At 72.4% G+C, this 25395-nt stretch carries 23 protein-coding genes and 1 other RNA gene; 10 read left to right on the top strand and 14 right to left on the bottom strand.

What is annotated here, in order from left to right; genetic code table 11:
- Positions 1-227: 227 nt before the first annotated feature.
- The 4 genes from ACFQ2D_RS09680 to ACFQ2D_RS09665 form a co-directional block, all read right to left on the bottom strand.
- Complete coding sequence (locus ACFQ2D_RS09680) at positions 228-1853, bottom strand: hypothetical protein (protein ID WP_280943732.1); 1626 nt, start codon at positions 1851-1853, stop codon at positions 228-230.
- An 82-nt stretch (positions 1854-1935) separates the two neighbouring features.
- Positions 1936-2763: a hypothetical protein gene (locus ACFQ2D_RS09675; protein WP_280943731.1), complete on the bottom strand. Its 828-nt coding sequence runs from the start codon at positions 2761-2763 to the stop codon at positions 1936-1938.
- Positions 2764-2973: 210 nt separating this feature from the next.
- Entirely contained in the window at positions 2974-5631 is a 2658-nt protein-coding gene (locus ACFQ2D_RS09670; protein ID WP_386795634.1) for a serine/threonine-protein kinase, read from the bottom strand.
- Positions 5615-6196, bottom strand: coding sequence for an ECF-type sigma factor (locus ACFQ2D_RS09665; protein WP_280943729.1), 582 nt, complete (start codon positions 6194-6196; stop codon positions 5615-5617). Before ACFQ2D_RS09665 ends, ACFQ2D_RS09670 begins: the two co-directional genes overlap by 17 nt.
- A gap of 110 nt (positions 6197-6306) precedes the next feature.
- On the opposite strand from ACFQ2D_RS09665, the gene ACFQ2D_RS09660 reads away from it, so the two are divergent.
- A complete protein-coding gene (locus ACFQ2D_RS09660) occupies positions 6307-6624 on the top strand; it encodes a GIY-YIG nuclease family protein (RefSeq protein WP_280943728.1) in 318 nt (105 codons plus the stop codon).
- 43 nt (positions 6625-6667) lie between these two features.
- On the opposite strand, the gene ACFQ2D_RS09655 is transcribed toward ACFQ2D_RS09660, so the two are convergent.
- On the bottom strand, positions 6668-8182 hold the full coding sequence (locus ACFQ2D_RS09655; protein WP_280943727.1) for an acetyl-CoA hydrolase/transferase family protein: 1515 nt from the start codon (positions 8180-8182) through the stop codon (positions 6668-6670).
- Between the two features lie 197 nt (positions 8183-8379).
- Between ACFQ2D_RS09655 and ACFQ2D_RS09650 the strand changes: the two genes are divergently transcribed.
- The 6 genes from ACFQ2D_RS09650 (at position 8380) to hemC (ending at position 16766) form a co-directional block, all read left to right on the top strand.
- Positions 8380-9489, top strand: coding sequence for a UDP-N-acetylglucosamine--N-acetylmuramyl-(pentapeptide) pyrophosphoryl-undecaprenol N-acetylglucosamine transferase (locus ACFQ2D_RS09650; RefSeq protein WP_280943726.1), 1110 nt, complete (start codon positions 8380-8382; stop codon positions 9487-9489).
- 58 nt (positions 9490-9547) lie between these two features.
- Positions 9548-11176, top strand: coding sequence for a phytoene desaturase family protein (locus ACFQ2D_RS09645; RefSeq protein ID WP_280943725.1), 1629 nt, complete (start codon positions 9548-9550; stop codon positions 11174-11176).
- Positions 11177-11500: 324 nt separating this feature from the next.
- Entirely contained in the window at positions 11501-14299 is a 2799-nt protein-coding gene (glnE, locus tag ACFQ2D_RS09640) for a bifunctional [glutamate--ammonia ligase]-adenylyl-L-tyrosine phosphorylase/[glutamate--ammonia-ligase] adenylyltransferase (RefSeq protein ID WP_280943724.1), read from the top strand.
- A gap of 31 nt (positions 14300-14330) precedes the next feature.
- Positions 14331-15017, top strand: a complete 687-nt coding sequence (locus ACFQ2D_RS09635) for an alpha/beta hydrolase (protein ID WP_280943723.1) — start codon at positions 14331-14333, stop codon at positions 15015-15017.
- Positions 15018-15088: 71 nt separating this feature from the next.
- Positions 15089-15817 (top strand): LytR/AlgR family response regulator transcription factor, encoded by a 729-nt coding sequence (locus ACFQ2D_RS09630; RefSeq protein ID WP_280943722.1) that lies wholly within the window; start codon positions 15089-15091, stop codon positions 15815-15817.
- Positions 15818-15854: 37 nt separating this feature from the next.
- Positions 15855-16766, top strand: a complete 912-nt coding sequence (hemC, locus tag ACFQ2D_RS09625; protein ID WP_280943721.1) for a hydroxymethylbilane synthase — start codon at positions 15855-15857, stop codon at positions 16764-16766.
- Positions 16767-16778: 12 nt separating this feature from the next.
- Here the strand turns inward: hemC and ACFQ2D_RS09620 are convergent, their stop codons facing one another.
- The 3 genes from ACFQ2D_RS09620 to ACFQ2D_RS09610 all read right to left on the bottom strand — a co-directional run bounded on the left by ACFQ2D_RS09620 (position 16779) and on the right by ACFQ2D_RS09610 (position 20222).
- Positions 16779-17651 carry a DUF481 domain-containing protein gene (locus ACFQ2D_RS09620; RefSeq protein ID WP_280943720.1) on the bottom strand — a complete coding sequence of 291 codons (873 nt, stop codon included), beginning with the start codon at positions 17649-17651 and terminating at the stop codon, positions 16779-16781.
- A 67-nt stretch (positions 17652-17718) separates the two neighbouring features.
- Positions 17719-18396 (bottom strand): DUF481 domain-containing protein, encoded by a 678-nt coding sequence (locus tag ACFQ2D_RS09615; RefSeq protein ID WP_280943719.1) that lies wholly within the window; start codon positions 18394-18396, stop codon positions 17719-17721.
- A 71-nt stretch (positions 18397-18467) separates the two neighbouring features.
- Positions 18468-20222 (bottom strand): SLC13 family permease, encoded by a 1755-nt coding sequence (locus tag ACFQ2D_RS09610; protein WP_280943718.1) that lies wholly within the window; start codon positions 20220-20222, stop codon positions 18468-18470.
- Between the two features lie 174 nt (positions 20223-20396).
- On the opposite strand from ACFQ2D_RS09610, the gene ACFQ2D_RS09605 reads away from it, so the two are divergent.
- The 3 genes from ACFQ2D_RS09605 (at position 20397) to ACFQ2D_RS09595 (ending at position 22684) form a co-directional block, all read left to right on the top strand.
- A complete protein-coding gene (locus ACFQ2D_RS09605) occupies positions 20397-21365 on the top strand; it encodes a helix-turn-helix transcriptional regulator (protein ID WP_280943717.1) in 969 nt (322 codons plus the stop codon).
- Positions 21365-22273 (top strand): patatin-like phospholipase family protein, encoded by a 909-nt coding sequence (locus ACFQ2D_RS09600; RefSeq protein ID WP_280943716.1) that lies wholly within the window; start codon positions 21365-21367, stop codon positions 22271-22273. The genes ACFQ2D_RS09605 and ACFQ2D_RS09600 overlap by 1 nt, the downstream gene beginning before the upstream one ends.
- Before the next feature lie 90 nt (positions 22274-22363).
- On the top strand, positions 22364-22684 hold the full coding sequence (locus ACFQ2D_RS09595) for a hypothetical protein (protein WP_386795633.1): 321 nt from the start codon (positions 22364-22366) through the stop codon (positions 22682-22684).
- A gap of 48 nt (positions 22685-22732) precedes the next feature.
- On the opposite strand, the gene rpiA is transcribed toward ACFQ2D_RS09595, so the two are convergent.
- From rpiA to ACFQ2D_RS09565, 6 genes are all read right to left on the bottom strand, one after another.
- Positions 22733-23383 carry a ribose-5-phosphate isomerase RpiA gene (gene rpiA / locus ACFQ2D_RS09590; protein WP_280942292.1) on the bottom strand — a complete coding sequence of 217 codons (651 nt, stop codon included), beginning with the start codon at positions 23381-23383 and terminating at the stop codon, positions 22733-22735.
- A gap of 31 nt (positions 23384-23414) precedes the next feature.
- Positions 23415-23882, bottom strand: a complete 468-nt coding sequence (locus ACFQ2D_RS09585) for an EVE domain-containing protein (RefSeq protein WP_280942291.1) — start codon at positions 23880-23882, stop codon at positions 23415-23417.
- The gene (locus ACFQ2D_RS09580) at positions 23879-24460 is read right to left on the bottom strand and encodes a 5-formyltetrahydrofolate cyclo-ligase (protein WP_280942290.1); all 582 of its coding nucleotides are present in this window, start codon (positions 24458-24460) and stop codon (positions 23879-23881) included. Before ACFQ2D_RS09580 ends, ACFQ2D_RS09585 begins: the two co-directional genes overlap by 4 nt.
- A 102-nt stretch (positions 24461-24562) precedes the next feature.
- A non-coding RNA gene (ssrS, locus tag ACFQ2D_RS09575) (6S RNA) lies at positions 24563-24748 on the bottom strand.
- Between the two features lie 101 nt (positions 24749-24849).
- A complete protein-coding gene (locus tag ACFQ2D_RS09570; RefSeq protein WP_280942289.1) occupies positions 24850-25149 on the bottom strand; it encodes a cell division protein ZapA in 300 nt (99 codons plus the stop codon).
- A gap of 10 nt (positions 25150-25159) precedes the next feature.
- Positions 25160-25381, bottom strand: coding sequence for a TIGR02449 family protein (locus ACFQ2D_RS09565; RefSeq protein ID WP_280942288.1), 222 nt, complete (start codon positions 25379-25381; stop codon positions 25160-25162).
- Positions 25382-25395 lie beyond the last annotated feature (14 nt).

Below are 25395 nucleotides of genomic sequence, written 5' to 3'. Positions count from 1 at the left end.
GCAGGAAGACGGGCCGAACGGCGGCCCGGCCGGACCCGGTGCATCCAGGTGCCCCATCCACGAGAAACCGCGGCGGGAACTGACAGGCACGGCGCGGGTCGTCCCGGCATTCCGAACGGGAAGAGGGTCAAACCCTGTTCTTCTTCGTGAGCGGAGTGCCCCGCGTTGGGTGCGGGCATCGAGGCGCGCGGCGCGCCGATGCCTGCAGGTCGTGGCCAGGGCGATGGTCAGCGCGGGGTATGCCGCAGGGTGGCGATGCCGACATCCTCGACCGAGGCGTTGGCGCTGAGCCGGTTCATGACGGACCACTCGGAGGTGGCGGTGACGAACGCCTGGCCTGCGGCGGTTGTGGCGCCATGGATCTGCCAGTCGCGGATGAAGCCATCGCCATGGTTGAGCAGGTAGGCAGCCGGTGCGCCTGTGAGGTCGGCCGCTGGCGCACTGGCGACGCCGGCACACGACATGCCGGAGATCGTCACCGTGGGGGACGGCAGCCCGAGTTCGACCTCGATATCGGTGACGCCGCCGCCGCCCTCAAGGAGATCTGGCGGATCTGTGATGAGCTGCATCGCCAGGAAATGCCCGGTATCGCGCCAGGTCGACACCGTGCCCGGAACGCAGCCAGGGGCTTTTTGCCGATAGACCTGCTTGAGCGATTCCATCGGCCCGCTGGAGGGCTCGAAAGCATTGCTCATGTCCACGTAAGCGTCGTCCACGCTCAACGCTACCTCGGCGTCCAATTCGGTGCTTTCCGCGTACGACAGGTAGCTCTGGTTGATGGATCGCGTGTCGAGTTCGAACCGGGTATCGAGCGTGAACTCCAGATCGAAATGCAGACATTTCTCGACCTGTACCTTCATCTTTCCGAGGGCCGGCGAGTTATCGATTCCACGCTGACTGAACTGCCTGGAGAACGCCTGATACGCCGGGAAGATCCGATGGACGATGTGCTCGTTAACGCACATTTCGTATTCCTCGTCCATGCATTTGGGGGCGACGGTCTCGAGCAGTTCGTCGACCAGGTCTCCTGCTTCATCCTCGTACCCGAGCAGTACGCGCTGATGGGCGTAGCTGCCTACGGTCTGGATGGCCGCGCGCCCGGCAGCGCAGCTCTGGCCAGCGGCCTCAATGCGCGGAATCACGACTTCCCGCTGCAGCTGATCGAAGTACGGATCGAGCAGAGAAGCGAGGTTCGTTGACTCTCCCCGCAGCTCGGCCTGCCGAGCCGCCTGCATGATGGCCCGCATTTCGCTGGTGATCCGCTCCTCCGCCGATCCGCCGATGCGCTTGCGCGCCGCCTCGACGTCGCCCATCAGTCCTCTGGCGGCCCCGTAGCCGCTGAAGTGGCTCACCGCGATGGCAATGCCGTCGGCGTCCATCACCGGCTCGGCGAAGCTGAGCTGGTCGTCCGAATAGCCATACAGGATGCGTTCGCCGGGCGGGATCGCCGTCGCCGGCGCGATGGTCAGCGTGGCTGGCACGTCGAACACCAGCCCGGAGGGCTGCAGGTCCACGGTGACGTCGCTGCCGTTGCCGAACGGCAGGCCTTCGAGCCGGGTCACCGGGGTCATCGTGATGCGCGTGAGCTGGCGCAGCGAGTCGGCGGGGACTGCGAGGGTGAACACGGTCCCGTCGGCGCCGGTGGCGGTGATGGTACCGCCGGCGAAGCCGATGGTCTGGGTGACCGCGCGTGCCGGATCGAGCGCGGGAACCACCCGGATCGGATTGTCGACAGGGCCCAGGTCGACCGGGGCGGAGGCACCACCGCCGTCGCCGGGCGTGCAGGCCGGAAGCAGGAGCGATGCGCAGGCAGCAAGGATGGCCAGGCCTGTGGCGAACAGTCTGTTGTGCATGGTGGGTGTCTTCGATGGAATGGGTGCTGCGCCACTCCCGGGCGGTTCGCTAGGGCGGCGGGTGGATGCGGCTGCGCCTGCCTCAGTCGGCGACTGCAGCCAGGTCCATGTAGCGCGTGTACAGCGGCTGCAGCTCGGACATGCGTGCCAGCACCATGTCGCGTTCGGCTGCCGACAGGGCCGCGTACGGATCGCGTGCCAGCACTTCCAGCGCGTGTTCGCGCTTGTGCGGCTCCAGCCGCGCCAGCCGCGCCTGGCCGTCCGCGCCGGCGTAGCGCGCGTGCAGCATGCGTTCGTACAGCAGCGTCTGCATGGCGTTGCGCAGGCCACGGTACTCGGCCAGCGACAGCTCGGCCGCCGTGGCGATCTGCCGGCCCTGCGCGTCGTACTGCGATAGCGATACGAAATGGCTGCCGCTGGCCCGCATCAGCGCGATCTCTTCGCCCATGCCGCGCACGTAGGCGTCGAGCATGGCGTCGTCGAGGACCGGGCGCGGATCGGCTTCCCGTGGGCGCCGCTCGGCAGGCGCGGCGGACGTGGCAGGCGTGGCGCCCTGCGCTGCGGCCACCGGGCAGCGGACGCGGATCGAATGGATCCGCTCCCGGGCCGTAGCGGCTTCCTTGCCGAAACGCGACTGCAGCCCGGCGGCGTCCACGCCGGCCACCCAGCCTTCCGTGGCCATCGCCACGATCGCTGCGCTGTCGCAGGGCGCATCCCCACCCTCCGTCCACGACGCGTCGAGTTGCCGCCACGACGCTTCGAGGGCTTCGGCCAGCTGTGGTTGGGCCAGACGCATCGCCGGATGGGCCGGTGGCGTCTCGCCGCAGCCGGCGAAGACGGCCGACAGGGCGAGCAGGGCGCCGGCAGCGACGCTGCGCGTGATCGACCGGCATGACAGGAGGGTGGACATCGACGCTGTGCCTCGGCGGAACGGGACGGGGGCCGGGCCGTCCGCAAGGCCGGGCACGTCATCCACGAGATCCGCTGGCGGGAACTGACACGATGCGGGCGCCTGCCGCCCCGAAACGGCGCGGTCTGTCGCCATCGGGGGCCCCGTCCAGTCATCCGGGTGCCGGTTGGCTCCGCGTCCCCAAGCCATCTGGACCGACGGGCCGGAGATTCAGGGCAGCGCCAGACAGGTCGTTTCGCCCGGGTTGGCCAGGCACCGCGACAGCGGCGCGGTGGCGGCGTGGGCGCCGGCCGCGACCGCCAGCGGGGCGACGGCATCCGGGTCGCCGGTCGCCCGGGCCAGCAGCGCCGACAGCATCCATGGGCGCATCCAGTCGCGCTGGATGTCCTCGGGCGACTGCCGGCTGCGCAGCGTGTCCAGCAGGCCGGCGGCCTCGACGTGCGCGCCGGTGGCCACGAGCCATTCGGCGCGCGCCTGCAGGTAGCCCGGCGGGGCCTTGTCCGTATCGGTCGGGACGCAGCCGTCCAGGGTGCGGCCGGCCGCGCCGGCATCGCCCTGGCGCAGCTGGACGGAGGCGCGCAGGCCGCAGACCGCGAGCGCGTCGGGATGCCGCGCACGTCCATTGGCCGCCAGGATCTCCGCGCTGCGCGCGAGCGCGGCCAGCGCCGCCGGGTGGCGGCCGGCGGCCGCGGCGGTGTAGGCCAGGCCGGTGAAGCAGCGTTCGGTCGACAGGTTGCTGCCGCCCAGTTCGTCGAGCAGGCGGGCGCTTTCCCCGAACGTGTCCAGCGCCTCGTCCAGGCGTCCGCGCTGGAGCAGCACCAGGCCGAGGTTGCAGCGCGACAGCCCGCGCAGCATCAACGGATTCTGCAGGCTGCGGTCGGCGACTTCGACCGACTCGCGCGCCAGCTGCTCGGCGCGGTCGAACATGCCCAGCACGCGGAAGGTGTGGGTCACGTCGCTCAGGGTGTGGGCCAGTCCGCCGCCGTCCTCGCCGTACAGCGTGCGCGCGATGCGCAGACGCTCCTCCTGGATCGGCACGCGCAGGCGTTGGTCGTGCTTCGGGCCGGAGAGCGCGATCGACAGGCCGTTGAGGGCATTGATGTGGCGTACCGAATCCTTCAGCTCGCTGGCCTCGATTTCCGCCACCAGCGTGCGGAACGTCTCCGCGGCCGCGTCGCGGTCGGTGTACAGCAGCGCCTCGCCGACCGCGATGCGGGCACGGAAGGTTTCGTTGGGCGGCGCGTCCCACAGCGCATTGAGTTCGACCGATTCGCGCGCGTGGGCCAGCATCGCCTCGTGGTCGCCGCGGTGCTTGGCGTGGCGCATCAGCTCCCAGTGCGCCCGCGACATCTCCCCGGCGGCAACGTCCCTGTGCGGCGCGAGCAGGGCCAGCGCGTCCTCCAGGTCGGCGAGCGAACCTTCGTAGTCGTCGAGGTTGTAGCGCACCGTGCCGGTGAGCAGCAGCACGTCGGCGGCGGTCAGCGGCTGGTCGGCCAGGGCGTCGCCGCGCGCGCCGTCGGCCGCGGCGCGCATCACGTCGATGACCCGGGCGCTGCCGCCGTCGTCGGCGCGGGTGGTGATGAACATGGTGCCGAGGAAGTCGCGCACGGCCTCGGTACGGCGTGCGCGCTGGCTGGCATTCTCGGCTTCCTGGCGGGCGAGCGCGGCCTGCTGCTGCGCTTCGGACGCGTGCCGCCGCGCTTCGCCGGCCTGCCACAGCGTGGCCGCCACGCCGGCGGCCAGGCTCGCCGCCAGCAGCACGCCGGCCGCCACCGCGCCCCGGTGGCGCAGCACGAACTTGCGCAGGCGGTAGCCGGCGCCGGGCGTCTGCGCCAGCACCGGCCGGCCGTCGAGCCAGCGGCGCAGGTCGTCGCACAGCGCGTCGGCGGTGGCATAACGCTGCTCGGGTTCCTCGGCCAGTGCCTTGAGCAGGACCCGGTCGAGGTCGCTCCTGAGCGGCACGTAATGGCGGTGGTAGGCATCGGATGCGTCGCGCACCAGCAGCGACGGGCGCGTGGTGTCGTGGCCGGCGGTCGCCGACTGCGGGGTGCGTCCGGTCAGCAGCCGGTGCAGCAGGGCGCCCAGGCCATAGACATCGACCGCGGTGCTGGCCGGTTCGCCGCGCAGCTGTTCGGGTGCCGCGTAGCCGGGGGTCATCGCGCGCCACAGGGTGCGGGTGCGCTCGCCGGTCGCGTCGGCGAACTGGCCGATGCCGAAGTCCAGCAGGCGCACGTGCCCACTCGCGTCCACCAGCACGTTCGACGGCTTCAGGTCGCGATGGATGACCAGGTTGCGATGCGCGTAGGAGACCGCGCCGCAGACCTGCAGGTACAGGCGCACGATCGCCTGCGCATCGGGCGCGTTCGCTTCGCACCAGCGGTCGATGCGCTCTCCCTCCACCAGCGGCATCGCCAGCCAGCAGGTGCCGTCGCCGGCGACGCCCGAATCGATCAGGGCCGCCGCGTTGGGATGGTGCAGCCGCGCGAGGATCTCGGCCTCGCGCTGGAAGCGCTCCTGTCCGGCGGCGCCGAGCGCGCCCAGGGTCAACACCTTGACCGCGGCCTGCTGGCGCGCCATGCCGCTGTCGCGCCAGGCGCGATAGACCACGGCCATCCCGCCGCGGCCGAGTTCTTCCTCCAGGGTCCAGTCGCCAAGACGGCGGCCGGCGAGTTCGCCGCCGGCGGATTCCAGCACCGGCTGCGGCTTTACGTGCGCGGCGATCATCTGGTCGAGCCGGCGGCGCACCTGGTCGGGGATGTCCTGTGCCCGCAGCCAGGCCTCGCGTTCGGGTCCGGGCACGTCAAGCCACTGGCCGAAGAGCGCATCCGCGGCGTGCCAGTGCGCGAGGCGGTCAGGATCCATCGCCATCACTGCCAGCCGCACTGTCGTCGAGCATCGCCTGCAGGAAGGCGCGCGCGCGCTCCCATTCGCGGTACACCGTGCGCTCGGAGATTTCCAGCAGGCGCGCGATCTCGGCGAACTCCATTCCGGCGAAGTAGCGCAATTCGACGATCTGCCGGCGCTGCGCACTGATCGATTCCAGCGCCTCCAGGCCCTGCTCGAGCGCCAGCACGCTGGTCCGCGCCTGCGGGGCGTCGGCGATCCGTTCGTCGAGGCTGACCATGACCTGGTCGCCGCCGCGCTTGTCGGTGGCGCGCTGGCGCGCGTGCTCGACCAGGATCCAGCGCATCGCGCGCGCCGAGGCGGCCATGAAATGCTGGCGGTCGATCACCGACAGCGGCGTTCCCTGGCTGATGCGCAGGAACAGCTCGTGGACCAGCACGGTCGGGGTCAGCGTCGACTCGCGCCCGCGCATGCGCGAATTGGCCAGGCGTCGCAATTCCGGATACAGCGCCTGGAAGACCGCGTCCATGCGCGCCGAATCCCCGTCGCGCGCCTGCGCCAGCAGCTGTGTGATCTCGTCGCCCGACACGTCCTGCGTCCCCTGCTTTCCGGGGGCGACGCTAGCATCCGGGTCGGGACGGCGCAAACCGCTGGGAACCCGGGCTGCGCGCGCGCCGGGGTTCAGGCATCCTCCCGCGCATGCGCACGCCCGCTTGCCCAACGCATGCCCGTCCGGACGATGTGCCGCTGGCCCAGCCCCAGGGGCAGGGCGGCGATGGCTGGTGGCTGTACCTGGTCGAATGCGGCGACGGCAGCTGGTACGCGGGCATCAGCAACGATGTCGCCGCGCGGCTGCGCGCGCATGCGGCCGGCAAGGGCGCGCGCTATACGCGCGGGCGCGGCCCGTTCCAGCTGCTGGCGCAGCGCGCCTATCCCGATCGCGCCGCGGCCTCGCGCGCGGAATGGCAGCTCAAGCGCCTGCCGCGGCAACGCAAGCGGGCGTTCTTCGACGCGTGAACGGCGCGCATTGGCGCGTGCGCCGGTCCGGTCGCGATGCAAATCAGCCGAGCATCGAGCCGCTGTCGAGCCAGCGCTGGTGCCAGGACAGCGCTTCCGGCAGCAGGTGCGGGGTGTGCTTGCCGTAGCTGTCGCGCAGTGCCCGGTCGAAATAGTCCTGCAGCGCGTCGCGGTAATCGGGATGCGCGCATCGCTCGATCAGCACCTTCGCGCGCTGCTTGGGCGACAGCCCGCGCAGGTCGGCCAGGCCCTGTTCGGTGACGATGATCGACACGTCGTGCTCGGTGTGGTCGACGTGGCTGACCATCGGCACGATCGAGCTGATGCTGCCGCCCTTGGCGGTGCTGGGCGAGAGGAAGATCGACAGGAAGCCGTTGCGGGCGAAGTCGCCCGAGCCGCCGATGCCGTTCATGATCCGGCTGCCCATGATGTGGGTCGAGTTGACGTTGCCATAGAGGTCGACCTCCACCATGCCGTTCATGCCGATGCAGCCCAGGCGGCGCACCAGTTCGGGGTGGTTGGAGATCTCCTGCGTGCGCAGGATGATCTTGCCTCGGAAGAAATCGATCTCGCGCTTGAAGGCCTCGTTGGCCTGCGGGCTCATCGCGAAGCCCGTGCACGAGGCGCTGGCCAGCACGCCGCTGCGCAGCAGGTCGAGCATGCCGTCCTGGATCACCTCGGTGAACGCGGTGAGATCGCGGAAGCCGCTCTTCGCCAGTCCGGCCAGCACCGCGTTGGGGATGTTGCCGACGCCCGACTGCAGCGGCAGCAGGCTGGCCGGCAGGCGGCCGCGCGCGACCTCGTGCTGCAGGAACTCGATCAGGTGGCCGGCGATCAGCTCGCTGGTGGCGTCGGCGGGGCTGAACGGGCTGTTGCGGTCGGGTCCGTGGGTCATCACCACCGCCACGATCTTGTCCGGATCCACGCGCAGCGCGGTCTCGCCGATGCGGTCGCCGGTGTGCTCGAGCGGGATCGGCCTGCGCTGCGGCGGCAGGGCGGTGCCGTAGTAGATGTCGTGCATGCCCTCCAGCCCTTCGGGCTGCCAGGTATTGACCTCGACGATCACCTTCTTCGCCAGGTCCAGCCAGGTCTTGCTGTTGCCCACCGAGGTGGAGGGCACGATGCCGCCGTCCTCGCGGATCGCCACGGCCTCGACCACGGCGACGTCGATCTCGCCGTAGAACCCGAACCAGGCGTGCTGGGCGACGTGGCTCAGGTGCGCGTCGATATAGGCCAGCGAACCGTCGTTGATGCGCTGGCGCGTGTCCGGGTCGCTCTGGAACGGCAGCCGCAGGGCGATGCCGTCGACCTTGGCCAGGGCGCCGTCGAGTTCGGGCGCGGTCGAAGCGCCGGTCAGCAGGCGGATCTGGAAGGCCTCGCCCGCATCGTGGGCCTGGCCGATGCGCTCGGCCAGCGCCAGCGGCACCTGCTTGGGGTAGCCCGAGCCGGTGAAGCCGCTCATGGCGACGGTCTGGCCGGGGCCGATATGCGCGGCCGCGGCGGCCGCGTCGACGATGCGCGCCCGCAGCGGCGCGCACCGGATCCTGTCGTGGGGCATGGGACAACTGCAGCGTGGGGAGCCGGCCATTATCCCCCGGCCGGCGGGCCCGCGTCCGCCGACGGGTCGCCAGGAACGGCCCGTGCCCCGCCCGGCGCATGCGCCGGCAGGGCAACTGCGTCGGCCTGCCCATGCGCTCCCCGCGGGGCGCGGGCGCCGCGCGGCTATAGTGTCGACCCCCTGACGCTCTCCGTCCGATGTCCCGCTCCAGCCGCGCCACCATCGCCCTCGCCGCCGGCGGCACCGGCGGCCACCTGTTCCCGGCCGAGGCGCTGGCGCGCGAGCTGATGGCGCGCGGCCACGCGGTGGTGATCCATACCGAGCGGCGGGGCGCGCAGTACCAGCAGGCGCTGGCGGGCATCGACCACGTGGTCCTGCCGGCCAGTTCGCTCGAGGGCGGGATCGCGGCCAAGGCCAGCGCCGCGCTCGCCATCCTGCGCGGCGTGCTCGCCTCGCGCCGCGACCTGCGCCGGCGCCGCGTCGCGCTGCTGGTGGGTTTTGGCGGCTATCCCAGCTTCGCGCCCGCGCTCGCCGCCAAGAGCCTCGGCCTGCCGCTGCTGCTGCACGAGCAGGCCACGCGCCTGAGCAAGGCCAACGCGCAGCTGCTGCGGCTGGCCGACGGCCTGGCCACCTCGTTCCCCACCGTGGCGGGCGCAGACGCTTTCGACGCATCGAGGATCGTGCAGACCGGCAACCCGGTCCGCCAGGCCATCCTGGCCGCGCGCGGCGACTATCCGGGGCTCGACGCGCGTGCGCCGCTGCACCTGCTGGTTGTCGGCGGCAGCCAGGCCGCCGCGGTGTTCGGGCGCGTGGTGCCGCCGGCGCTGGCGCTGCTGCCGGAGGCCCTGCGCGCGCGCCTGCGCGTGTCCCTGCAGTACCGTGGCGACGACGCCGACGCGATCGACGCGCAACTGCGCGAGGCGGGCATCGAAGCCACCGTGCAGCCGTTCTTCGACGACATGGGCGAGCGCCTGCGCGACGCGCACCTGGTGCTCACCCGCGCCGGCGCCACCACCGCCGCCGACCTGCTCACCATCGGCCGGCCCGCGGTGTTCGTGCCCCTGCCGCACGGCGGCGCGCGCGAGGAGCAGCGCCGCAACGCCGAGACCCTCGCCGCCGCCGGCGTGGGCTGGCACCTGCCGGAGGCGGAACTCACGCCGGCCGCGCTGGCCGCGATCCTGCGCGAGGCCTTCGAATCTCCCGACCGGCTGCCTGCCGCCGCACGCGCCGCGGCCGCGCTGGGCCGGCCCGATGCGGCCGCCCGCCTGGCCGACGCGGTCGAGCGGCTGCTGGCGTCGCACCGCTAGCGCGACGGCCGCGCCGCGCGCGCCGCCTACAATCCTGCCTCGCGCATCCGGCGCGGACATGGGCGAAGGGCGCATGCGCGAGCGGCAGGACGTACTGATCATCGGCGGCGGCCACAACGGCCTGGTGTGCGCGGCGTACCTGGCCGCGGCGGGGCTGTCGGTGACCGTGCTCGAGCGTCGCGGCGTGGTCGGCGGCGCCGCGGTCACCGAGGAATTCCACCCCGGTTTCCGCAACTCGACCGCCAGCTACACCGTCAGCCTGCTCGATCCCAAGGTGATCGCCGAACTGCGCCTGGCCCAGCACGGCCTGCGGGTGGTCGAACGTCCCTACGCCAACTTCCTGCCGCTGCCGGACGGCAGCGCCTTCCGCCTGGGCAACGGCCAGACGGAGGCCGCGCTGCAGTCCACCTCGCCGCGCGACATCGAACGCCTGGCCGGCTACGGCGCGATGCTCGACCGCGCCGTCGCGGTGCTGCGCGAACTGATGCACCGCACGCCGCCCAACCTCGGCGACGGACTGTCGCTGGCCGATTGGCTGACCTCGCTGGACGCCGCGCGCCGGCTGCGCCACCTCGACCTGCGCGGCCGCCGCGACCTGCTCGACCTGTTCACCAAGTCCGCCGGCGAACTGCTCGACCACTGGTTCGAATCCGGGCCGCTCAAGGCGGCGCTGGGCTGGGACTCGATCGTCGGCAACTTCGCCAGTCCGTACACGCCGGGCAGCGCCTACGTGCTGCTGCACCACGTGTTCGGCCAGACCAATGGCAAGCCCGGCGTCTGGGGTCATGCGATCGGCGGGATGGGCGCGATCACCGGCGCGATCGCCGCCGAATGCGCGGCGCGCGGCGTACACGTGCATCGCGGGCAGGCGGTCGAGCGCGTGCTGGTCGATGACGGACGCGCCTGCGGCGTGGTGCTGGCGGACGGCCGCGAACTGCGCGCCGGCGCCGTCATCTCCAACCTCAATCCGAAACTGCTGTACACGCGCCTGGTCGAGCGCGCCCACCTGGACGAGGACACCGCGCAGCGCATCGAACGCTACCGCTGCGGCTCGGGCACCTTCCGCATGAACGTGGCGCTGTCCGAGCTGCCCGACTTCAGCGCGGCCCCGGGCACCGCACTGCAGCCGCACCACCAGAGCGGCATCCTGGTCGGCCATTCGCTGCAGTACTTCGAGACCGCCTACTTCGACGCGCGATCGCGCGCGCACAACCCCGGCTGGGCGCGCGCGCCGGTGGTCGAACTGGTGATCTCCTCGACCCTGGACGACACGCTGGCGCCGCCGGGCCAGCACGTGGCCAGCCTGTTCTGCCAGCACGTGAATCCCGAGGTCGACGGCGGCTGGGACGCGCACCGCGACACCGTGGCCGGGCTGATGATCGACACGGTCGATGCGTACGCGCCGAATTTCAGGCGCAGCGTGCTCGGCTACCGCGCGCTGTCGCCGCTGGACCTGGAGCGCGAGTTCGGCCTGGTCGGCGGCGACATCTTCCATGGCGCCCTGGGACTGGACCAGATGTTCAGCGCGCGCCCGCTGCTGGGGCAGGGCAGCTACCGCGGCGCGCTGCCGGGCCTGTACCTGTGCGGCTCGGGCAGCCATCCGGGCGGTGGCGTCACCGGCCTGCCCGGACGCAACGCCGCGCGCGAAGTCCTGCGCGACCTGCGGCGGCGCCCGCGCCCGGACTAAACCCGTCGGGCCTGGCCGCAACGCCAGCGGCTGCACCGCCGTCGCGACGCAAGTGGATGTAATCGTTACCAGTCGCCGGACGGCGGGACGCGCTTAGTAAACCGGCCGGTATCGTTTTGCGGTGCAGCGTGCAACCGGGGTCACACATCGTTCACGATGCCCCCGCACCCGACGTGGGGGAGGGAGCAAAGCCCGCTGGCAGGCAACTGCGAGCGGGCTTTTTTATTGCCCGATGGCCGCGCCAAGGGCGTTTTCACCGGCGAGTCCGCGGTTCGGCCGGGCCCCGCCCACCGCCGTCGCGCCGCCTGCTGCCACAATCGCGGCATGGATGACGCCGCTACCCAGTCCGACGCGATCGCCGAGCGCGCACTCGCCCGCTTCACATCGCTGACCGACGACAACTTGCGCGCACGCCTGCGCCAGCTCGCGCTGGCCAGCGATTTCGCGATCGACGTGCTGGTGCAGCAGCCGGCCCTGCTGGCCCAGCTTGCGCTCGACGACGGCGCGCGGCCGCTGGCGCCGCCCGCGCTTGAGCCCGAGGCGCGCGAGGACTGGCCGCGCCAGTTGCGCCAGTACCGCCGCGCCGAATCCACCCGCCTGGTCTGGCGCGACGTGTTCGGCCTGGATGGGGTGGAGGACACCCTGGCCGGCACCACGCGCCTGGCGGAGCAGTGCCTGCAGCGCGCGCTGGACGCGCTGGAAGGCGATTTCGCCCGTCGCCACGGCGTGGTCCGCGACGACGAGGGCCAGCCCGTGCGGCTGGTGGTGTTCGGCATGGGCAAGCTCGGCGGCGGCGAGCTCAACTTCAGCTCCGACATCGACCTGGTCTACGCCTACGAGCACGGCGGCGAGAGCGGAGCGGACGACGACAGCAGCGTGCGCCCGCTGGCGGCCGAGGACTATTTCGCGCGGCTGGGCCAGCAGCTGGCGCGCCTGCTCGACGAGACCACGGTCGACGGCTTCTGCCATCGCGTCGACCTGCGCCTGCGGCCGTTCGGCAACGTCGGGCGGGTGGCGATGAGCTTCGCCTCGCTGGAGCTCTACTTCCAGCGCGAAGGGCGCGACTGGGAGCGCTATGCCTGGCAGAAGGCGCGGCCGGTGGCCGGCGACCTGGAGGCCGGGCAGCGCTTCCTCGATGCGCTGCGCCCCTTCGTCTACCGCCGCTACCTCGATTTCGGTGCACTCGACGGCCTGCGCCAGATGAAGGGCATGATCGCGGCCGAGGTCGCCCGCCAGGAGTTGGCCGACGACATCAAGCGGGGCCCCGGCGGCATCCGCGAGATCGAGTTCCTGGCCCAGGCGCTGCAGCTGATCCGCGGCGGCCGCGAGCCGGCGCTGCGGGAGCCGCGCCTGCTGCCCGCGCTGGAGGCGCTGCGCGAGGCCGGCCAGGTCGGCGCCGAGACCGCGGAGGCACTGGCGGCGGACTACCGTTTCCTGCGCCGGCTGGAAAACCGCCTGCAGATGCTGCGCGACGAACAGACCCATGCGCTGCCGGACGGCGCGGTCGATCGCGACCGCATCGCGCGGGGCCTCGGCCATGCGGGCTGGGACACGCTCGCGGTCGAGGTCGGGTTCCACCGCGGGCGCGTCGCCCAGGAGTTCGATGCGCTGCTGTCGCAGCGCGGGGAGCAGCCGGGCGTCGCGCACGACATCGCGGCCTACTGGCGCGCGTTGCCCCAGGGCAGTGGGGCCGGCGCGCTGGCGGCGGCCGGCTTCGGCGATGCGGCCGACGTCGATGCCGCGCTGCGCGACTTCGCCCGCTCGCCCAGCGTGCGCGAACTGTCCGACGCCACGCGTGCGCGCCTGGACCGGGTGATGCCGGTGCTGCTGCAGGCCTCCGTGCCCGCCGACCGTCCACTGCAGGCGATCCGCCGGCTGCTGGCCCTGCTGCACAACATCCTGCGCCGCGCCAGCTACCTCGCCCTGCTGGATGAGCATCCGCCGGCGCTGGCGCGGCTGGTCGACGTGGTCACCCGCAGCGCCCTGCTGGCCGAGCGACTGGCCGCGCATCCGCTGCTGCTCGACGAACTGCTCGATGCGCGCGCCGAAGGCCCGCTGCCCACCCGCGAGCTGTTCGACGCCGCCTGCCAGGGCATCGAGGCCGGCGACACGGAAGGTGCGCTGTTCGCGCTCAACGAGGTGCGCCAGCAGCTGAGCTTCCGGATCGCGCTGGCCACCCTCGACCGCCGCCAGCAGGCGACCGACAGCACCCGCCAGCTCGCCTGGATGGCCGACGCGGTGGTGCGCGCGGTGCTGGAGCTGGCGCGGCGCGAACTGCACGCCAAGCATGGCGCGATGCCCGGCGCCGGCTTCGCGGTGCTGGGCTACGGCAGCCTCGGCGGCGAGGAGCTCGGCTTCGGCTCCGACCTGGACCTGGTGTTCCTCTACGACGCGCCGCTGGACGCGCAGTCCGACGGACCGCGGCCGCTGGACGCGACGCGCTGGTTCGCGCGGCTGGCGCAGAAGATCGTGGGCCTGCTGGGCGCCGTGACCGGCGCCGGGCGGCTGTACGACATCGACGTGCGCCTGCGGCCGGACGGCGGCAAGGGCCTGCTGGTGTCCTCGCTGGCCAGCTACGGCGACTACCAGCGCGAACGCGCCTGGACCTGGGAGCACCAGGCGCTGGTGCGCGCGCGCTGCGTGGCCGGCGATGCCGAACTGGCGGCCGCGTTCGACAGCGTGCGCGACGCGACGCTGGGGCGCGCGCGCGATCCGGATGCGCTGCGCGACGACGTGGTGTCGATGCGCGCGCGCATGCGCGCCGAACTCGATCGCGGCGACGGGGCGCGCTTCGACCTCAAGCAGGGCGAGGGCGGGCTGGTCGACCTGGAGTTCCTGCTGCAGTACCTGGTGCTGCGCGAGGCGGCGTCGTGCCCGGAGCTGCTGCAGCCGCGCGCCACGCCGCTGCTGGTCGATGCCCTGGCCGACGCCGGCGTGCTCGATGGCGCCACTGCGGAGGCGCTGTGCGAAGCGCATGCGCAGCTGGTCGCCGCGGGCCTGGACTGCACGCTCGACCGGCGCGCGCGGATCGTGCCGCCCGACGCCCGGCTCGAGTCGGCGCGCGAGTCGATCCGCGCGGCATGGCGCGCGCACGGACTGGCCGCGCCGCCGGCCACGGTATAGTGCGCCGCTGCATCGAACGGGACATCACGCGATGAGCGAAGGCGGGACGACGTTGCTGGACGCGATCGAGCGCGAGACCGGCGCCGATCCGGCGTGGAGCGTGCTGTGGCTGCATGGCCTCGGCGCCGACGGCAGCGACTTCGTGCCGATCCTGCCCGAGCTGGTGCGGCGCGACTGGCCGGCGATGCGCTTCGTGTTCCCGCATGCGCCGATGCGCGCGGTCACCATCAGCAACGGCGCGCGCATGCGCGCCTGGTACGACATCCGCGACTTCGACCTGGCCAACCGCGCCGACGAGCAGGGCGTGATGGAGTCGGTGGCGCAGGTCACCGCGCTGATCGACCGCGAGATCGCGCGCGGCATCCCGGCCTCGCGCATCTTCCTGGCCGGCTTCTCGCAGGGCGGCGCGATCACCCTGGCCGCGGGCCTGCGCCGCAGCGTGCCGCTGGCCGGCCTGGTCGGGCTGTCGACCTACCTGCCGGGCGCGACCACCGCCGCCGCGGCCCTGGTCGAGGGCGCCACCGCGCAGCCGCTGTTCATGGCGCACGGCACCGGAGACCCGGTGGTGCCCTATGCGGCCGGCGAACAGACTGCGGCCTGGATGCGCCAGCGCGGTTTCGAGGTCGAGTTCCATCGCTACCCGATGCCGCACTCGGTCTGCCTCGAGGAGATCCGCGACCTCGGCGACTGGTTCTCGGCGCGCCTGGCCGCCGGCTGAGGCCGTTTGGCGGCCGCCCGGGCTGCGGCTACCATGCCGTCGACGCGTTTTTCCTGGAACGGGATGCCCCAGTGAAGATCGTTATCGCCGACGACGAGCCGCTTGCCCGGGAGCGCCTGCGCGCGCTGCTGGCCGGCCAGGCCGACGTCGAGGTGGTGGCCGAGGTCGGCGATGGCCACGAGACCCTGCACGCCTGCGCGCAGCACGATCCGGACCTGGTCCTGCTCGACATCGCCATGCCCGGCATCGACGGGCTGGAAGTGGCGCGCCACCTGCAGGCCTTCGAACCGCGCCCGGCCGTGGTGTTCTGCACCGCCTACGACGCGCACGCGCTGTCGGCCTTCGACGCGGAGGCCGTGGACTACCTGGTCAAGCCGGTGCGGCCCGAGCGCCTGGCCTCGGCCCTGCAGCGCGCCCGCATGCTCACCGCCGGGCGCCAGCAGCGCAGCGGCGAGGCGGACGGCGCGCGCCGCACCCACCTGTGCGCGCGGCTGCGCGGCAGCCTGCGCCTGATCCCGCTCGAGGACGTGCGCTACCTCCAGGCCGAGGAGAAGTACGTGGTGGTCCACCACGCCCGCGGCGAGGACCTGATCGAGGAATCGCTCAAGTCGCTGGAAGACGAGTTCGGCGAGCGCTTCGTGCGCATCCACCGCAACTGCCTGGTCGCCCGCCACGAGCTGGTGGAACTGCGCCGCGGCCTGGACGGGCACGTGCAGGCCATCCTGCGCCACGGCGACCGCCCGCTCGAGGTCAGCCGCCGCTGCGTGGCGCAACTGCGCGAGACCATCCGCAGCCTGTAGCGACCCGCGGCGCGGCGCGGCGGGGGATAATGCGCGGATGGACATCCTCCGCATCGCCACCCGCAAGAGCCCGCTCGCCCTGTGGCAGACCGAACACGTGGCCGCGCGCCTGCGCCAGGCGCATCCGGGGCTGGAAGTCGCGCTGGTGCCGCTGAGCACCCGCGGCGACGAGGTGCTGGACCGCTCGCTGGCCGCCATCGGCGGCAAGGGCCTGTTCCTCAAGGAGCTGGAGCTGGCGATGCAGCGCGGCGAGGCCGACTGCGCCGTGCATTCGCTCAAGGACGTGCCGATGGAGCTGGAGCCGGGCTTCGTGCTGCCGGCGATCCTGGAGCGCGCCGATCCGGCCGACGCCTTCGTCAGCAACCACTGCGACGGACTCGATGCGCTGCCGCTGGGCGCGCGCGTGGGCACCTCGTCGCTGCGCCGGCAGGCGCAGCTGCGCGCGCGCCGCCCGGATCTGCAGCTGCGCGACCTGCGCGGCAACGTCAACACGCGCCTGGCCAAGCTGGACGCGGGCGAGTACGACGCGATCGTGCTCGCCTGCGCCGGGCTGCAGCGGCTGGGCCTGGACGCGCGCATCCGTGCGCGCCTGCTGCCGCCGCAGTGGCTGCCCGCGCCGGCGCAGGGCGCGATCGCCATCGAAAGCCGCGAAGGCGACGACCGCATCGCCGGCCTGCTGGCCGCCCTCGACCACGCCCCGACGCGACGCCGCGTCGAGGCCGAGCGCGCGATGAACCGCGCGCTGCACGGCAGCTGCCACGTGCCTGTCGCGGGCTTCGCCGAGGATGCGGGCGATGGCGGCCTGCACCTGCAGGGCCTCGTGGGCGATGCGAGCGATGGCCGGCTGGTGCGCGCCGAGGCGACCGGCCACGACGTCGAAGCGCTGGGGCGCGAGGTCGCCGCCCGGCTGCTGGCCGCCGGCGCGGGCGAATTCCTGCCGCCGGCCTGAGCCGTCCCGCCCCTAGCGGAAGCTGTAGACCAGGTTGAGCGTGGTCAGGGTGTCGGTCTTGCGCACGCCGGCTGCGGCATCCACGTCGGTGTTGTGGCGGGTCTGCAGGCCCGCCTTGAGCGCCAGCGCCTCGCTCATCGCCACGCTCAGCGCCAGGTCGTTCTGGGCGAAGGTGTTGTCCGAGCCGGACTCGACCAGCAGGGTGTTGACCAGCTGGGTATTGCCGGTGAGGCGATGGCTGAGTTCGGCGCGCGCACGCAGGATCGCATCGCCCTGGCGTTCGCCGGTCTCGGCGTTGCGCGCGCGGCGCAGGCCGGGGCCGATCTCGCCGGACAGCGTCGTGCGCTCGTTTTCGACCACCGTGCGGCCGTAGCTGAGCGACAGCGTGGCCTGTTCTTCCCAGGCCGAGAAATCGTCGTGCTCGTAGCGCGCGCTGCCGACCAGGGCGTGGCGCGGATCGAACTTGTAGCCGCTGGACCCGCCGAACTCGAAGCGGTTGGCGCTCAGCTCGTAGCGCCGCTCGGCCACGCCCTCGCCGTCGAGGTCGCCCGTGGCCTCGCTGCGCGCCCGCAGCGCGGCCGCATGCAGGCGGTGCTTCCACTGCGCGTCCTCGCGGGCGAAGGCGAGCCGGGTATTGAGGCTTTCCGAGCGCGCGTTGCCGCGCGAGAGCGCGAAGCCCAGCTCGCCGGTGCCGGTCCAGCCGGAAGCGGACGCATCGGCGACCGAGGGGGCCGGTCCGGAATGCGCCGGGGATTCCGGCGCTTCGGCGGCATCGGCGGAGGCGGCCGGCTCGCCGGACCGCGGCGGATCGCCGGGACCGGCGGCCAGCGCGGGCAGGGCGGCGCAGGACAGGAGCAGGGCGGGGAGGACGGAACGCAGGTTCATGCTTGGGGACGGACGTGGGGAAATGGGCTGGCGCGCCGGGCGTGCCAGCCGGAGGAAAAGGCCGGGCTCAGAAGGCGTAGCGCAGCCGCAGCGAGCCTTCGCGGTCGGTATGGCCGTCGCCGCCGTCGGCGGCGGTGTCGTGGCGCAGTTCGAAGTCGCCGAGCAGCGACCACTGCGGCGCGAGCTCCAGGTCCACGCCGATGGTCTGGCGCAGATAGGCGTTCTCGCGCCCGCGCTCCAGCCGCACCTGCTGGCGCAGCGAGCCCAGTCCGCCGAGACGCTGCGACAGCCGCAGCTGGCCCATCGCGACCGGGCCCTGCGCGGCGGTGCCGTAGTTGGCGTAGGGCTGCAGGCGGTAGCCGGTCCCGAGCTCGACCTGGAGGCTGGTGGCGCCGCTGCGCACCGCCTCCATGCCGTAGCGCGCGTCGACCAGGGCGGCGCCGCCGCTGGTGTCGAACCAGTCGCGACGCGAGGCCGGGGAATGCAGGCCGATGAAGCGCCGGGTGGCCAGGCGCGGCAGCCGCTGCGGCCGGATCTCGTCGACCACCCCGGGCGCGCGGGGGGGCGCGAGGGTGCGGCGCGCCTGCTGCCATTCCGCGTCCGGGCAGACCAGGCGCAGGCAGGGCTGCCGCAGCGACACCCGCCCGGACGCGACCGCCACCGCCGCCGGCTGGTCCGGCGCTTCGGGCAGGGGCTGCAGGAACACGGGCAGGCCGATCACGGCCAGCCACCAGCTGGCGAACACCAGGGGACTCCGCGGGTGGAAACGGTTACCCCATTGTCGCCGGTGCGGCCGTCACATACCTGAATGCTGCTTCAGAACGGGAAGAACCTGGGGATCAGCACGATCGCGGCGGTACAGAACACCACGTTCAGCGGCAAGCCCAGCCGCACGAAATCCGAGAACCGGTATCCCCCGGCGGTGAACACCATGGTGTTGGTCTGGTAGCTGATCGGGGTGGCGAAGCTGGTCGAGGCGGCGAACGCCACCGCCACCAGCAGCGGCTTGGGGTCGATTCCCATCGACTCGGCCGCCGCCAGCGCGATCGGCACGACCAGCACGGCCGAGGCGTTGTTGCTCATGAACTCGGTGGCGATCGAGGTCATCAGGTAGACCGCCGCCAGCGCGGCCAGCGGCCCGAAGCCGCCCAGGGTGCCGATCATGAAATCCGCCGCGAGCGCCGCCCCGCCGGTCTTCTGCAGGGCGATGCCGAGCGGCAGGATGCCGGCCAGCAGCAGGATCACCCGCCAGTCGATGGCGCGGTAGGCCTCGTCGGGCTCGATCAGGCCGGTCACCAGCAGGATCCCGCAGCCGATCAACGCCGCTTCCACGATCGACAGCCAGCCCAGGGCCGCGACCGCGATCGTGGCGACCATCACCAGCACCGACAGGCTGGCGCGGACCGCGTCGACCTTGGCCTGCCGGCGGGTGCCCAGCACGATCATGCCCTTGTCCGCGCGCAGGTCGTCGATCGCGCGCGCCGGCGCGTCCAGCAGCAGCACGTCGCCGAGGTCGAGCGGCACCTGGTCGAGCGGCTGGCGGATGTCGAGCAGGCGCCGGTGGATGCCGTGCACCCGCGCCCGGTACATGTGCCCGAAACGCATGCCCGACAGCGTGTGCCCGATCAGGTGCGAGGCGGGCGAGACCATGGCCTCGACCTGCAGGCGTTCGGCGTCGATGTCGCCGTCGAGGTCGCGCGCGACATGGTCGAAGCGCAGCTTGCGCGCCTTGCGCACCGCCGCCACGTGCTTCCACTCGCCGCGCAGCAGCAGCCGGTCGCCGGGTTCGACGCGCGCGTCCTGGCCGGCCAGCGGCCGCCCGTGGCGCAGGATCTCCAGCAGCACCACGTCGTCGATGTTCGCGGGCACCACCTCGTGGCGCTGCAGGCCGACCGCCGTCGAGTCTTCCGCCACCAGCAGCTCGGCGACGTAGCGGCCGACGTGCTCGAGTTCCTCGGTGCCGGGGACGCCCCGATCGGGCAGGAGCCAGCGCCCGACCGTCATCAGGTACAGCATGCAGAGGCCGACGAACACCAGGCCCAGCGGCGCGAACTCGAACAGGCTGAAGCCCACGCCCGCCGCATCGCGCGCCATCGAGTCGACCAGCAGGTTGGTCGAGGTGCCGATCAGGGTGCACACGCCCGCGGCCTGCGACATGTACGACAGCGGGATCAGGAACTTCGAGGGCGCCCAGCGGTTGGCGGTGCTCGCGGCCAGCACCAGCGGCAGGAACACCGCCACGGTGGCGGTGTTGTTGACGAAGGCGGCCACGCACGAGACCAGCACCAGCATCACCAGCAGGAACAGCCACTGGTGGCGGATCCGCGACAGCACTTCCCCGATCGCCGCGACCGCGCCATTGCGCTGCAGCGCCGCGCTCAGCACGAACATCGCCGCCACCATGATCGTGGCCTGGTTGCTGAAGCCCGACAGGCCATCGGACAGGCTGATCGTGCCGGTCACCACCAGCGCCGTCATCACCAGCAGGGCCACCACGTCGACGCGCAGCTTCTCGGTGACGAACAGGGCGATCGCCCCGGCCAGGATGGCCAGGGTCAGCCACAGGTCCATCGGGCCCTCCCGCCATCCGCTGCCGCCATGCTGCCGTGGGCCATGTCCGCCCGGGTCCTCCGCTCGATCCGGCGCACATGGTGCGGCCCGCAACCCCCGGCTGCAAACCGGGCGCATGCAGCGCGCCGTTCCGGCCCGGCCCGCCGGGCGGCCGGACAGCGCATAATCGGGCGCATGGACCGATACGAACGCATCCTGTCGCTGCACCGCATCCTCAAGACCTCCCGGTACCCGGTGACGGTCGCGCGCCTGCAGGAGGAGCTCGAATGCTCCCGCGCCACCGTCTACCGCGACCTGGCCTTCCTGCGCGATGCGCTGATGGCGCCGATCGTGGGCGACGGCGAAGCCGGCTTCCGCTACGACGCCGACGAGGGCGGCCGCTTCGAGCTTCCCGGGCTGTGGCTCAATTCCGACGAGCTGCATGCGCTGCTCGCCGCGCAGCAGCTGCTCTCGCGCAGCGCCGGCGGCGTGCTCTCGAGCGCGCTGGCGCCGCTGCAGGCGCGCATCGACAAGCTGCTCGACGAACATTCGGCCGGCAAGCACTGGCCGGTGGAACGGGTGCGGGTCATCCCGCACCGCGGCCGGCGCATGGACGAGCACGTGTTCCGCAACGTGTGCTCGTCGGTGCTGCAGCGCCGCCAGCTCGCCTTCGACTATCGCGCCCGCTCCACCGACGAGAAGACCCGGCGCACGGTCTCGCCGCAGCGCATCACCCACTACCGCGACAACTGGTACCTCGATGCCTGGGACCACGAGCGCGAAGCGCTGCGCAGCTTCTCGGTCGACCGCATCGCCGCCGCGCGCGTGCTCGACGGCGACGCCCGCGACATCGCCGAGGCCGAACTCGACACCCACCTGGCCGGCAGCTACGGCATCTTCTCCGGCCCGGCCAAGGGCGTGGCGACCATTGTGTTCAGCGCCAAGGCCGCGCGCTGGGTGGCGGACGAACACTGGCATTCGCAGCAGCAGGGCCGGCTGCTGCCCGACGGGCGCTACGAGCTCAAGCTGCCCTACAGCGCCTCGCGCGAGCTGCTGATGGACGTGCTGCACTACGGCGCCGATGCCGAGATCGTCGGCCCGCCGGTGCTGCGCGAGCAGGCCAAGGCGCTGCTGCAGCTGGCCCTGTCGAACTACGAGCGGTGATGGCGGCCGCGTCCGGCGCCCTCGTGCAGGCCGGGCGCGAACCGGTGGCGCTGGCGCTGGGCGCCGGCGGCGCGCGCGGCCTGGCCCAGATCGGCGTGATCGAGGTGCTGGAGGAGCGCGGTTTCCGGATCCGGGCGGTGTCCGGTTCCTCCAGCGGCGCCCTGGTCGGCGGCATCTTCGCCGCGGGACGTCTGCGCGAGTTCGACCAGCGCCTGCGCGCGATGTCGCGCAACGATTTCCTGCGCCTGCTCGACCCCGGCTGGCGCCGGTCGGGCGTGCTGCGCGGCCGACGCCTGGTCGATGCCATGCGCGAGGTGGTCGGCGACCCGCTGATCGAGACCCTGCCGGTCCAGTTCACGGCCATCGCGGTGGACCTGGAGCGCCAGCGCGAGGTCTGGATCCGCGAGGGGCGGCTGTGGGATGCGCTGCGCGCCTCGTTCGCGATCCCGGGCCTGTTCACGCCGCACCGGATCAACGGGCGCGCCCTGGTCGACGGCGGGCTGCTGGCGCCGATGCCGATCACCGCCACCCGCCTGGCCGACGCGCACCGGCTGGTCGCCGTCGACATGCACGGCTGGCCGCGCCGCCCGCCGGGGGAGCCGGCCGATCCGCAGCCTCCGGTCGAAGAAGCGGGCATCGGCGGTCGCGTCGGCCAATGGCTGGAACGCGCCGTGGCCGGCGAGGCGGAGGGCGACGCCCTGCGCATGGGCCTGCCCGAAATCATGTCGCGCTCGCTCGATACCATGCAGGCGCAGATCGCGCGCGTGCAGCTGGCGCTGGATCCTCCCGAACTGCTGATCCGGATTCCCCGCGACGTCTGCCAGTTCTACGAGTTCTGGCGCGCGGCCGAGCTGATCGACGTCGGCCGCGCCGTGGCCACCCGCGCGCTGGACGCGGCCGGCTACTGAGCGCGATCCGTCCACGCCGCCCCGGCGCGGGCGTCGCAGCCGTTGAGATGTCCCTGCGCGAGGCTGCACGCCCGCCCTGGAGCCGCCGCCATGAACGCCATCACCCAGACCCGACCCGCCCGCGACCCGATGCGCCCGGTCGAAGCCGCGCTGCTGGGCGCGCTGTTTCTCGGAGCGGTGGCGGCGCTGTCGCTGCCGCTGCCGGCCGGGCTGTCGCTGTGGCTGCTGCTGGTTCCCGGGACCGCGCTGGCGATGGCCGGCGCGCTGCGCCTGGCGCGCCGGAAGGGCGGAGCGGCGCCCCCGGCGGCCGTCGCCCCGCGGCGCCGCCGCGCGGCCCAGGCGGTCGCGTCGCGCCGCCGCGGGCCCGCCCCGCGCCGCGCGCGCCTGTTGGCGGCGCTGGCCCTGGGTTGATCCTGGTGTCGGCGACGGGCAGGCAGCGGCCGGCCCGAAGCGCGCCCGTCAGCGCAGGACCAGCGGTGGTTCCCCGCCGACGATCACCACGTCCGCGGGGCGGCGCGCGAACAGGCCCACGCTGACCACGCCGGGGATCTGGTTGATCGCGGTCTCCAGCGCCACCGGGTCGGCGATGCGCAGGTTGTGCACGTCCAGCACCACGTTGCCGTTGTCGGTCACTACGCCCTGGCGCCACACCGGCTGGCCGCCGGTCGAGGCCAGGATCTCGCGCGCGACCAGGCTGCGCGCCATCGGGATCACCTCCACCGGCAGCGGGAAACGCCCCAGCACGTCGACGCGTTTGGCCGGGTCGATGATGCACACGAAGCTGCGGCTGGCCTCGGCGATGATCTTCTCGCGGGTCAGCGCCGCGCCGCCGCCCTTGATCAGGCGGCGCTGCGGATCGCACTCGTCGGCGCCGTCGACGTAGAGGGGCAGCGGGCCGGTCGCGTTGAGGTCGAGCACCTCGATGCCGTGCTGCTTCAGTCGCGCCGTACTCTGTTCCGAACTCGACACCGCGCCGGCGATCCGATCGCGGATGCGGCCGAGCGCGTCGATGAAATAAGCCACGGTCGAACCGGTGCCGACGCCGACGACCATGCCGTCCTCGACGAATTCGATGGCTTTCTCGCCGGCCAGGCGCTTGGAGTCGGACATGGGGGTCTCGTGGTTCGGTGGTCGGGTGGCGCTATTCGAGCGAGAGCAGCAGCTTCCATTGCGCGGCGGTGACGGGCAGCACCGACAGCCGCGAACCCTTGCGGATCAGCGCGAACTCCTCGCCCAGCGCGTCGGCGTGGCCGCGGATCTCGTCGAGCGGAATCGGCCGCGCGAGCTTGCGCACGAACTTCACGTCCACCAGGTCCCAGCGGGGCTGCTCACGCGTGGCCTTGCCGTCGAAGTACTTGGACTTCTTCTGGAACTGGGTGGGATCGGGATAGGCCGTGGTCGCCACCTCGGCCAGGCCGTAGATGCCCGGGACCTCGGTATTGGAGTGGTAGAACAGCACGCCGTCGCCGACCTGCATCTGGCGCATGAAGTTGCGCGCCTGGTAGTTGCGCACGCCGGTCCAGGGTTCGGTGACGACACGCTCGAGGTCGTCGATCGAGAAGTCCGTGGGTTCGGACTTCATCAGCCAGTAGCGCTTGCGGGAACTCATGGGCTCACCAGGAAGGTGTCGGATTCGGTGCAGACCGCGTCGAGCGGGATGTCCCATGGCTCGGGGGCAATAGCCTCGGCCTGCTGCACGGCGAACGCAGCGCCGACCAGCCGCGGCGGAGCGGGCGAATCGACGCGGAACGCGAAGCTGCGATCGTACCAGCCGCCACCCATGCCCAGCCGGTGCCCGCGGGCGTCGAAGGCGACCAGGGGTGCGACCACGAGGTCGAGCTGGTCGGGGCGCAGCAGCTGGTCCTCCGGCACGTCCGGCTCGGGAATGCCGTAGCGGTTGTTCGCCAGCGGCGCGCCCGGGCGCCACGCCGCGAAGCGCAGCGTGTCGTCCCCGTGCAGCACCGGCAGGCAGTAGCTGAGTTCGCGCGGCAGGCGCATCTGCCAGACATGCAGCGCGATCTCGCCGTCGAGCGCCCAGTAGCCGGCCACGTGGCCGCTGCGCGGGAAAAAGGGCAGGGCCAGCAGGCGCGCGGCCAGCGCCTCGGCCGAGGCGATCCGCTGCGCCGCCGGCAGCGCGCGCCGGCGCTCGCGCATCGTGCGGCGCAGCGCGGCGCGGTCGTCGTTCATCGGTGGGATCGGCGCGGGAACATGCGCCTATTGTGACCGGCGCGGTGCCGTGACTGGAAGCGCGCCGCGGTTCGCCCGCGCGGCGCGCGCCCTGGAATGAATACGTCCTCCGCCTGTGCCGATGCCTGCGAAACGACCTTGAACCCGGGGTTCAAGTGGGGACGCTTGGGATCCATCGGGCTTCCCGCTACGAGGCGGACCTGCACACCCGGATTCCGCGGCGCCCCCGTGGTCGTCATTAAGGGACAAGGCGAATGTTGCGCATGCCGTCGGTCACGGCAGAGGACGCGAATGCAGTATAGCCGGCATGCAAAACCTGCCAAGCCCGTTCGTCGGCCTGACGGTGGAGCGGTTCATGCACGTCGTGCCCGCGTCTGTGCGCGCGCGGCTCAGCGGGCGTCGATCAGGCCGTCGAGCTTGCGCTGCAGGCCTTCGAGCAGGCCGGAGATTTCGCGGTCGCGCTGCGCGTTCTCCTCGCGCAGCTGCTGCAGCTCGTGCGCCAGGTTCAAGGCGGCGAGCACCGCCACGCGGTCGACCGCCGCCATGCGGTTGTTGCCGCGCACCTCGCGCATGCGCTCGTCCAGCACCCTGGCCGCGGCCACCAGGCTGTCGCGGCCCTCGGCGGACACGCCCACGGTGTACTCGCGGTCGAGCAGGCGGACGTTGACCGCTTCGCTGGCGCTGCTCATGCGCGCGCGCTCACGTGTGCTGCTCCAGCGACTTGAGCCGCGCGATCATCGCCTCGACGCGCGAGCGCGCCTGTTCGTTCTTGGCCAGCAGCTGCGAACGCTCGCCGGAGATCTGCTCGTGCTGCTGGCGCAGCGAACGGTTCTCCTCGGCCAGCTTCTGGGCGCGGTCGACCAGCGCATCGATGCGCGCGGTCAGGGCGCGAAGCTGGGCGATCACGTCCGGGCGGTCCATGGCGGCACGATAGC

Source organism: Luteimonas composti (genome assembly GCF_042678665.1).
GTDB lineage: Bacteria > Pseudomonadota > Gammaproteobacteria > Xanthomonadales > Xanthomonadaceae > Luteimonas > Luteimonas composti.
Note: the sequence above shows the minus strand (reverse complement) of the source record. Positions and strands in the feature narration are given on the sequence as shown.

What these genes read in the sequence shown, in the direction of transcription:
- ACFQ2D_RS09680 (WP_280943732.1), bottom strand. Translation starts at nt 1,853, where the DNA reads ATGCACAACAGACTGTTCGCCACAGGCCTGGCCATCCTTGCTGCCTGC.
- ACFQ2D_RS09675 (WP_280943731.1), bottom strand. Translation starts at nt 2,763, where the DNA reads ATGTCCACCCTCCTGTCATGCCGGTCGATCACGCGCAGCGTCGCTGCC.
- ACFQ2D_RS09670 (WP_386795634.1), bottom strand. Translation starts at nt 5,631, where the DNA reads ATGGCGATGGATCCTGACCGCCTCGCGCACTGGCACGCCGCGGATGCG.
- ACFQ2D_RS09660 (WP_280943728.1), top strand. Translation starts at nt 6,307, where the DNA reads ATGCGCACGCCCGCTTGCCCAACGCATGCCCGTCCGGACGATGTGCCG.
- ACFQ2D_RS09655 (WP_280943727.1), bottom strand. Translation starts at nt 8,182, where the DNA reads ATGCCCCACGACAGGATCCGGTGCGCGCCGCTGCGGGCGCGCATCGTC.
- ACFQ2D_RS09650 (WP_280943726.1), top strand. Translation starts at nt 8,380, where the DNA reads ATGTCCCGCTCCAGCCGCGCCACCATCGCCCTCGCCGCCGGCGGCACC.
- ACFQ2D_RS09645 (WP_280943725.1), top strand. Translation starts at nt 9,548, where the DNA reads ATGGGCGAAGGGCGCATGCGCGAGCGGCAGGACGTACTGATCATCGGC.
- glnE (WP_280943724.1), top strand. Translation starts at nt 11,501, where the DNA reads ATGGATGACGCCGCTACCCAGTCCGACGCGATCGCCGAGCGCGCACTC.
- ACFQ2D_RS09635 (WP_280943723.1), top strand. Translation starts at nt 14,331, where the DNA reads ATGAGCGAAGGCGGGACGACGTTGCTGGACGCGATCGAGCGCGAGACC.
- hemC (WP_280943721.1), top strand. Translation starts at nt 15,855, where the DNA reads ATGGACATCCTCCGCATCGCCACCCGCAAGAGCCCGCTCGCCCTGTGG.
- ACFQ2D_RS09620 (WP_280943720.1), bottom strand. Translation starts at nt 17,651, where the DNA reads ATGAACCTGCGTTCCGTCCTCCCCGCCCTGCTCCTGTCCTGCGCCGCC.
- ACFQ2D_RS09610 (WP_280943718.1), bottom strand. Translation starts at nt 20,222, where the DNA reads ATGGACCTGTGGCTGACCCTGGCCATCCTGGCCGGGGCGATCGCCCTG.
- ACFQ2D_RS09605 (WP_280943717.1), top strand. Translation starts at nt 20,397, where the DNA reads ATGGACCGATACGAACGCATCCTGTCGCTGCACCGCATCCTCAAGACC.
- ACFQ2D_RS09600 (WP_280943716.1), top strand. Translation starts at nt 21,365, where the DNA reads ATGGCGGCCGCGTCCGGCGCCCTCGTGCAGGCCGGGCGCGAACCGGTG.
- ACFQ2D_RS09595 (WP_386795633.1), top strand. Translation starts at nt 22,364, where the DNA reads ATGAACGCCATCACCCAGACCCGACCCGCCCGCGACCCGATGCGCCCG.
- rpiA (WP_280942292.1), bottom strand. Translation starts at nt 23,383, where the DNA reads ATGTCCGACTCCAAGCGCCTGGCCGGCGAGAAAGCCATCGAATTCGTC.
- ACFQ2D_RS09585 (WP_280942291.1), bottom strand. Translation starts at nt 23,882, where the DNA reads ATGAGTTCCCGCAAGCGCTACTGGCTGATGAAGTCCGAACCCACGGAC.
- ACFQ2D_RS09580 (WP_280942290.1), bottom strand. Translation starts at nt 24,460, where the DNA reads ATGAACGACGACCGCGCCGCGCTGCGCCGCACGATGCGCGAGCGCCGG.
- ACFQ2D_RS09570 (WP_280942289.1), bottom strand. Translation starts at nt 25,149, where the DNA reads ATGAGCAGCGCCAGCGAAGCGGTCAACGTCCGCCTGCTCGACCGCGAG.
- ACFQ2D_RS09565 (WP_280942288.1), bottom strand. Translation starts at nt 25,381, where the DNA reads ATGGACCGCCCGGACGTGATCGCCCAGCTTCGCGCCCTGACCGCGCGC.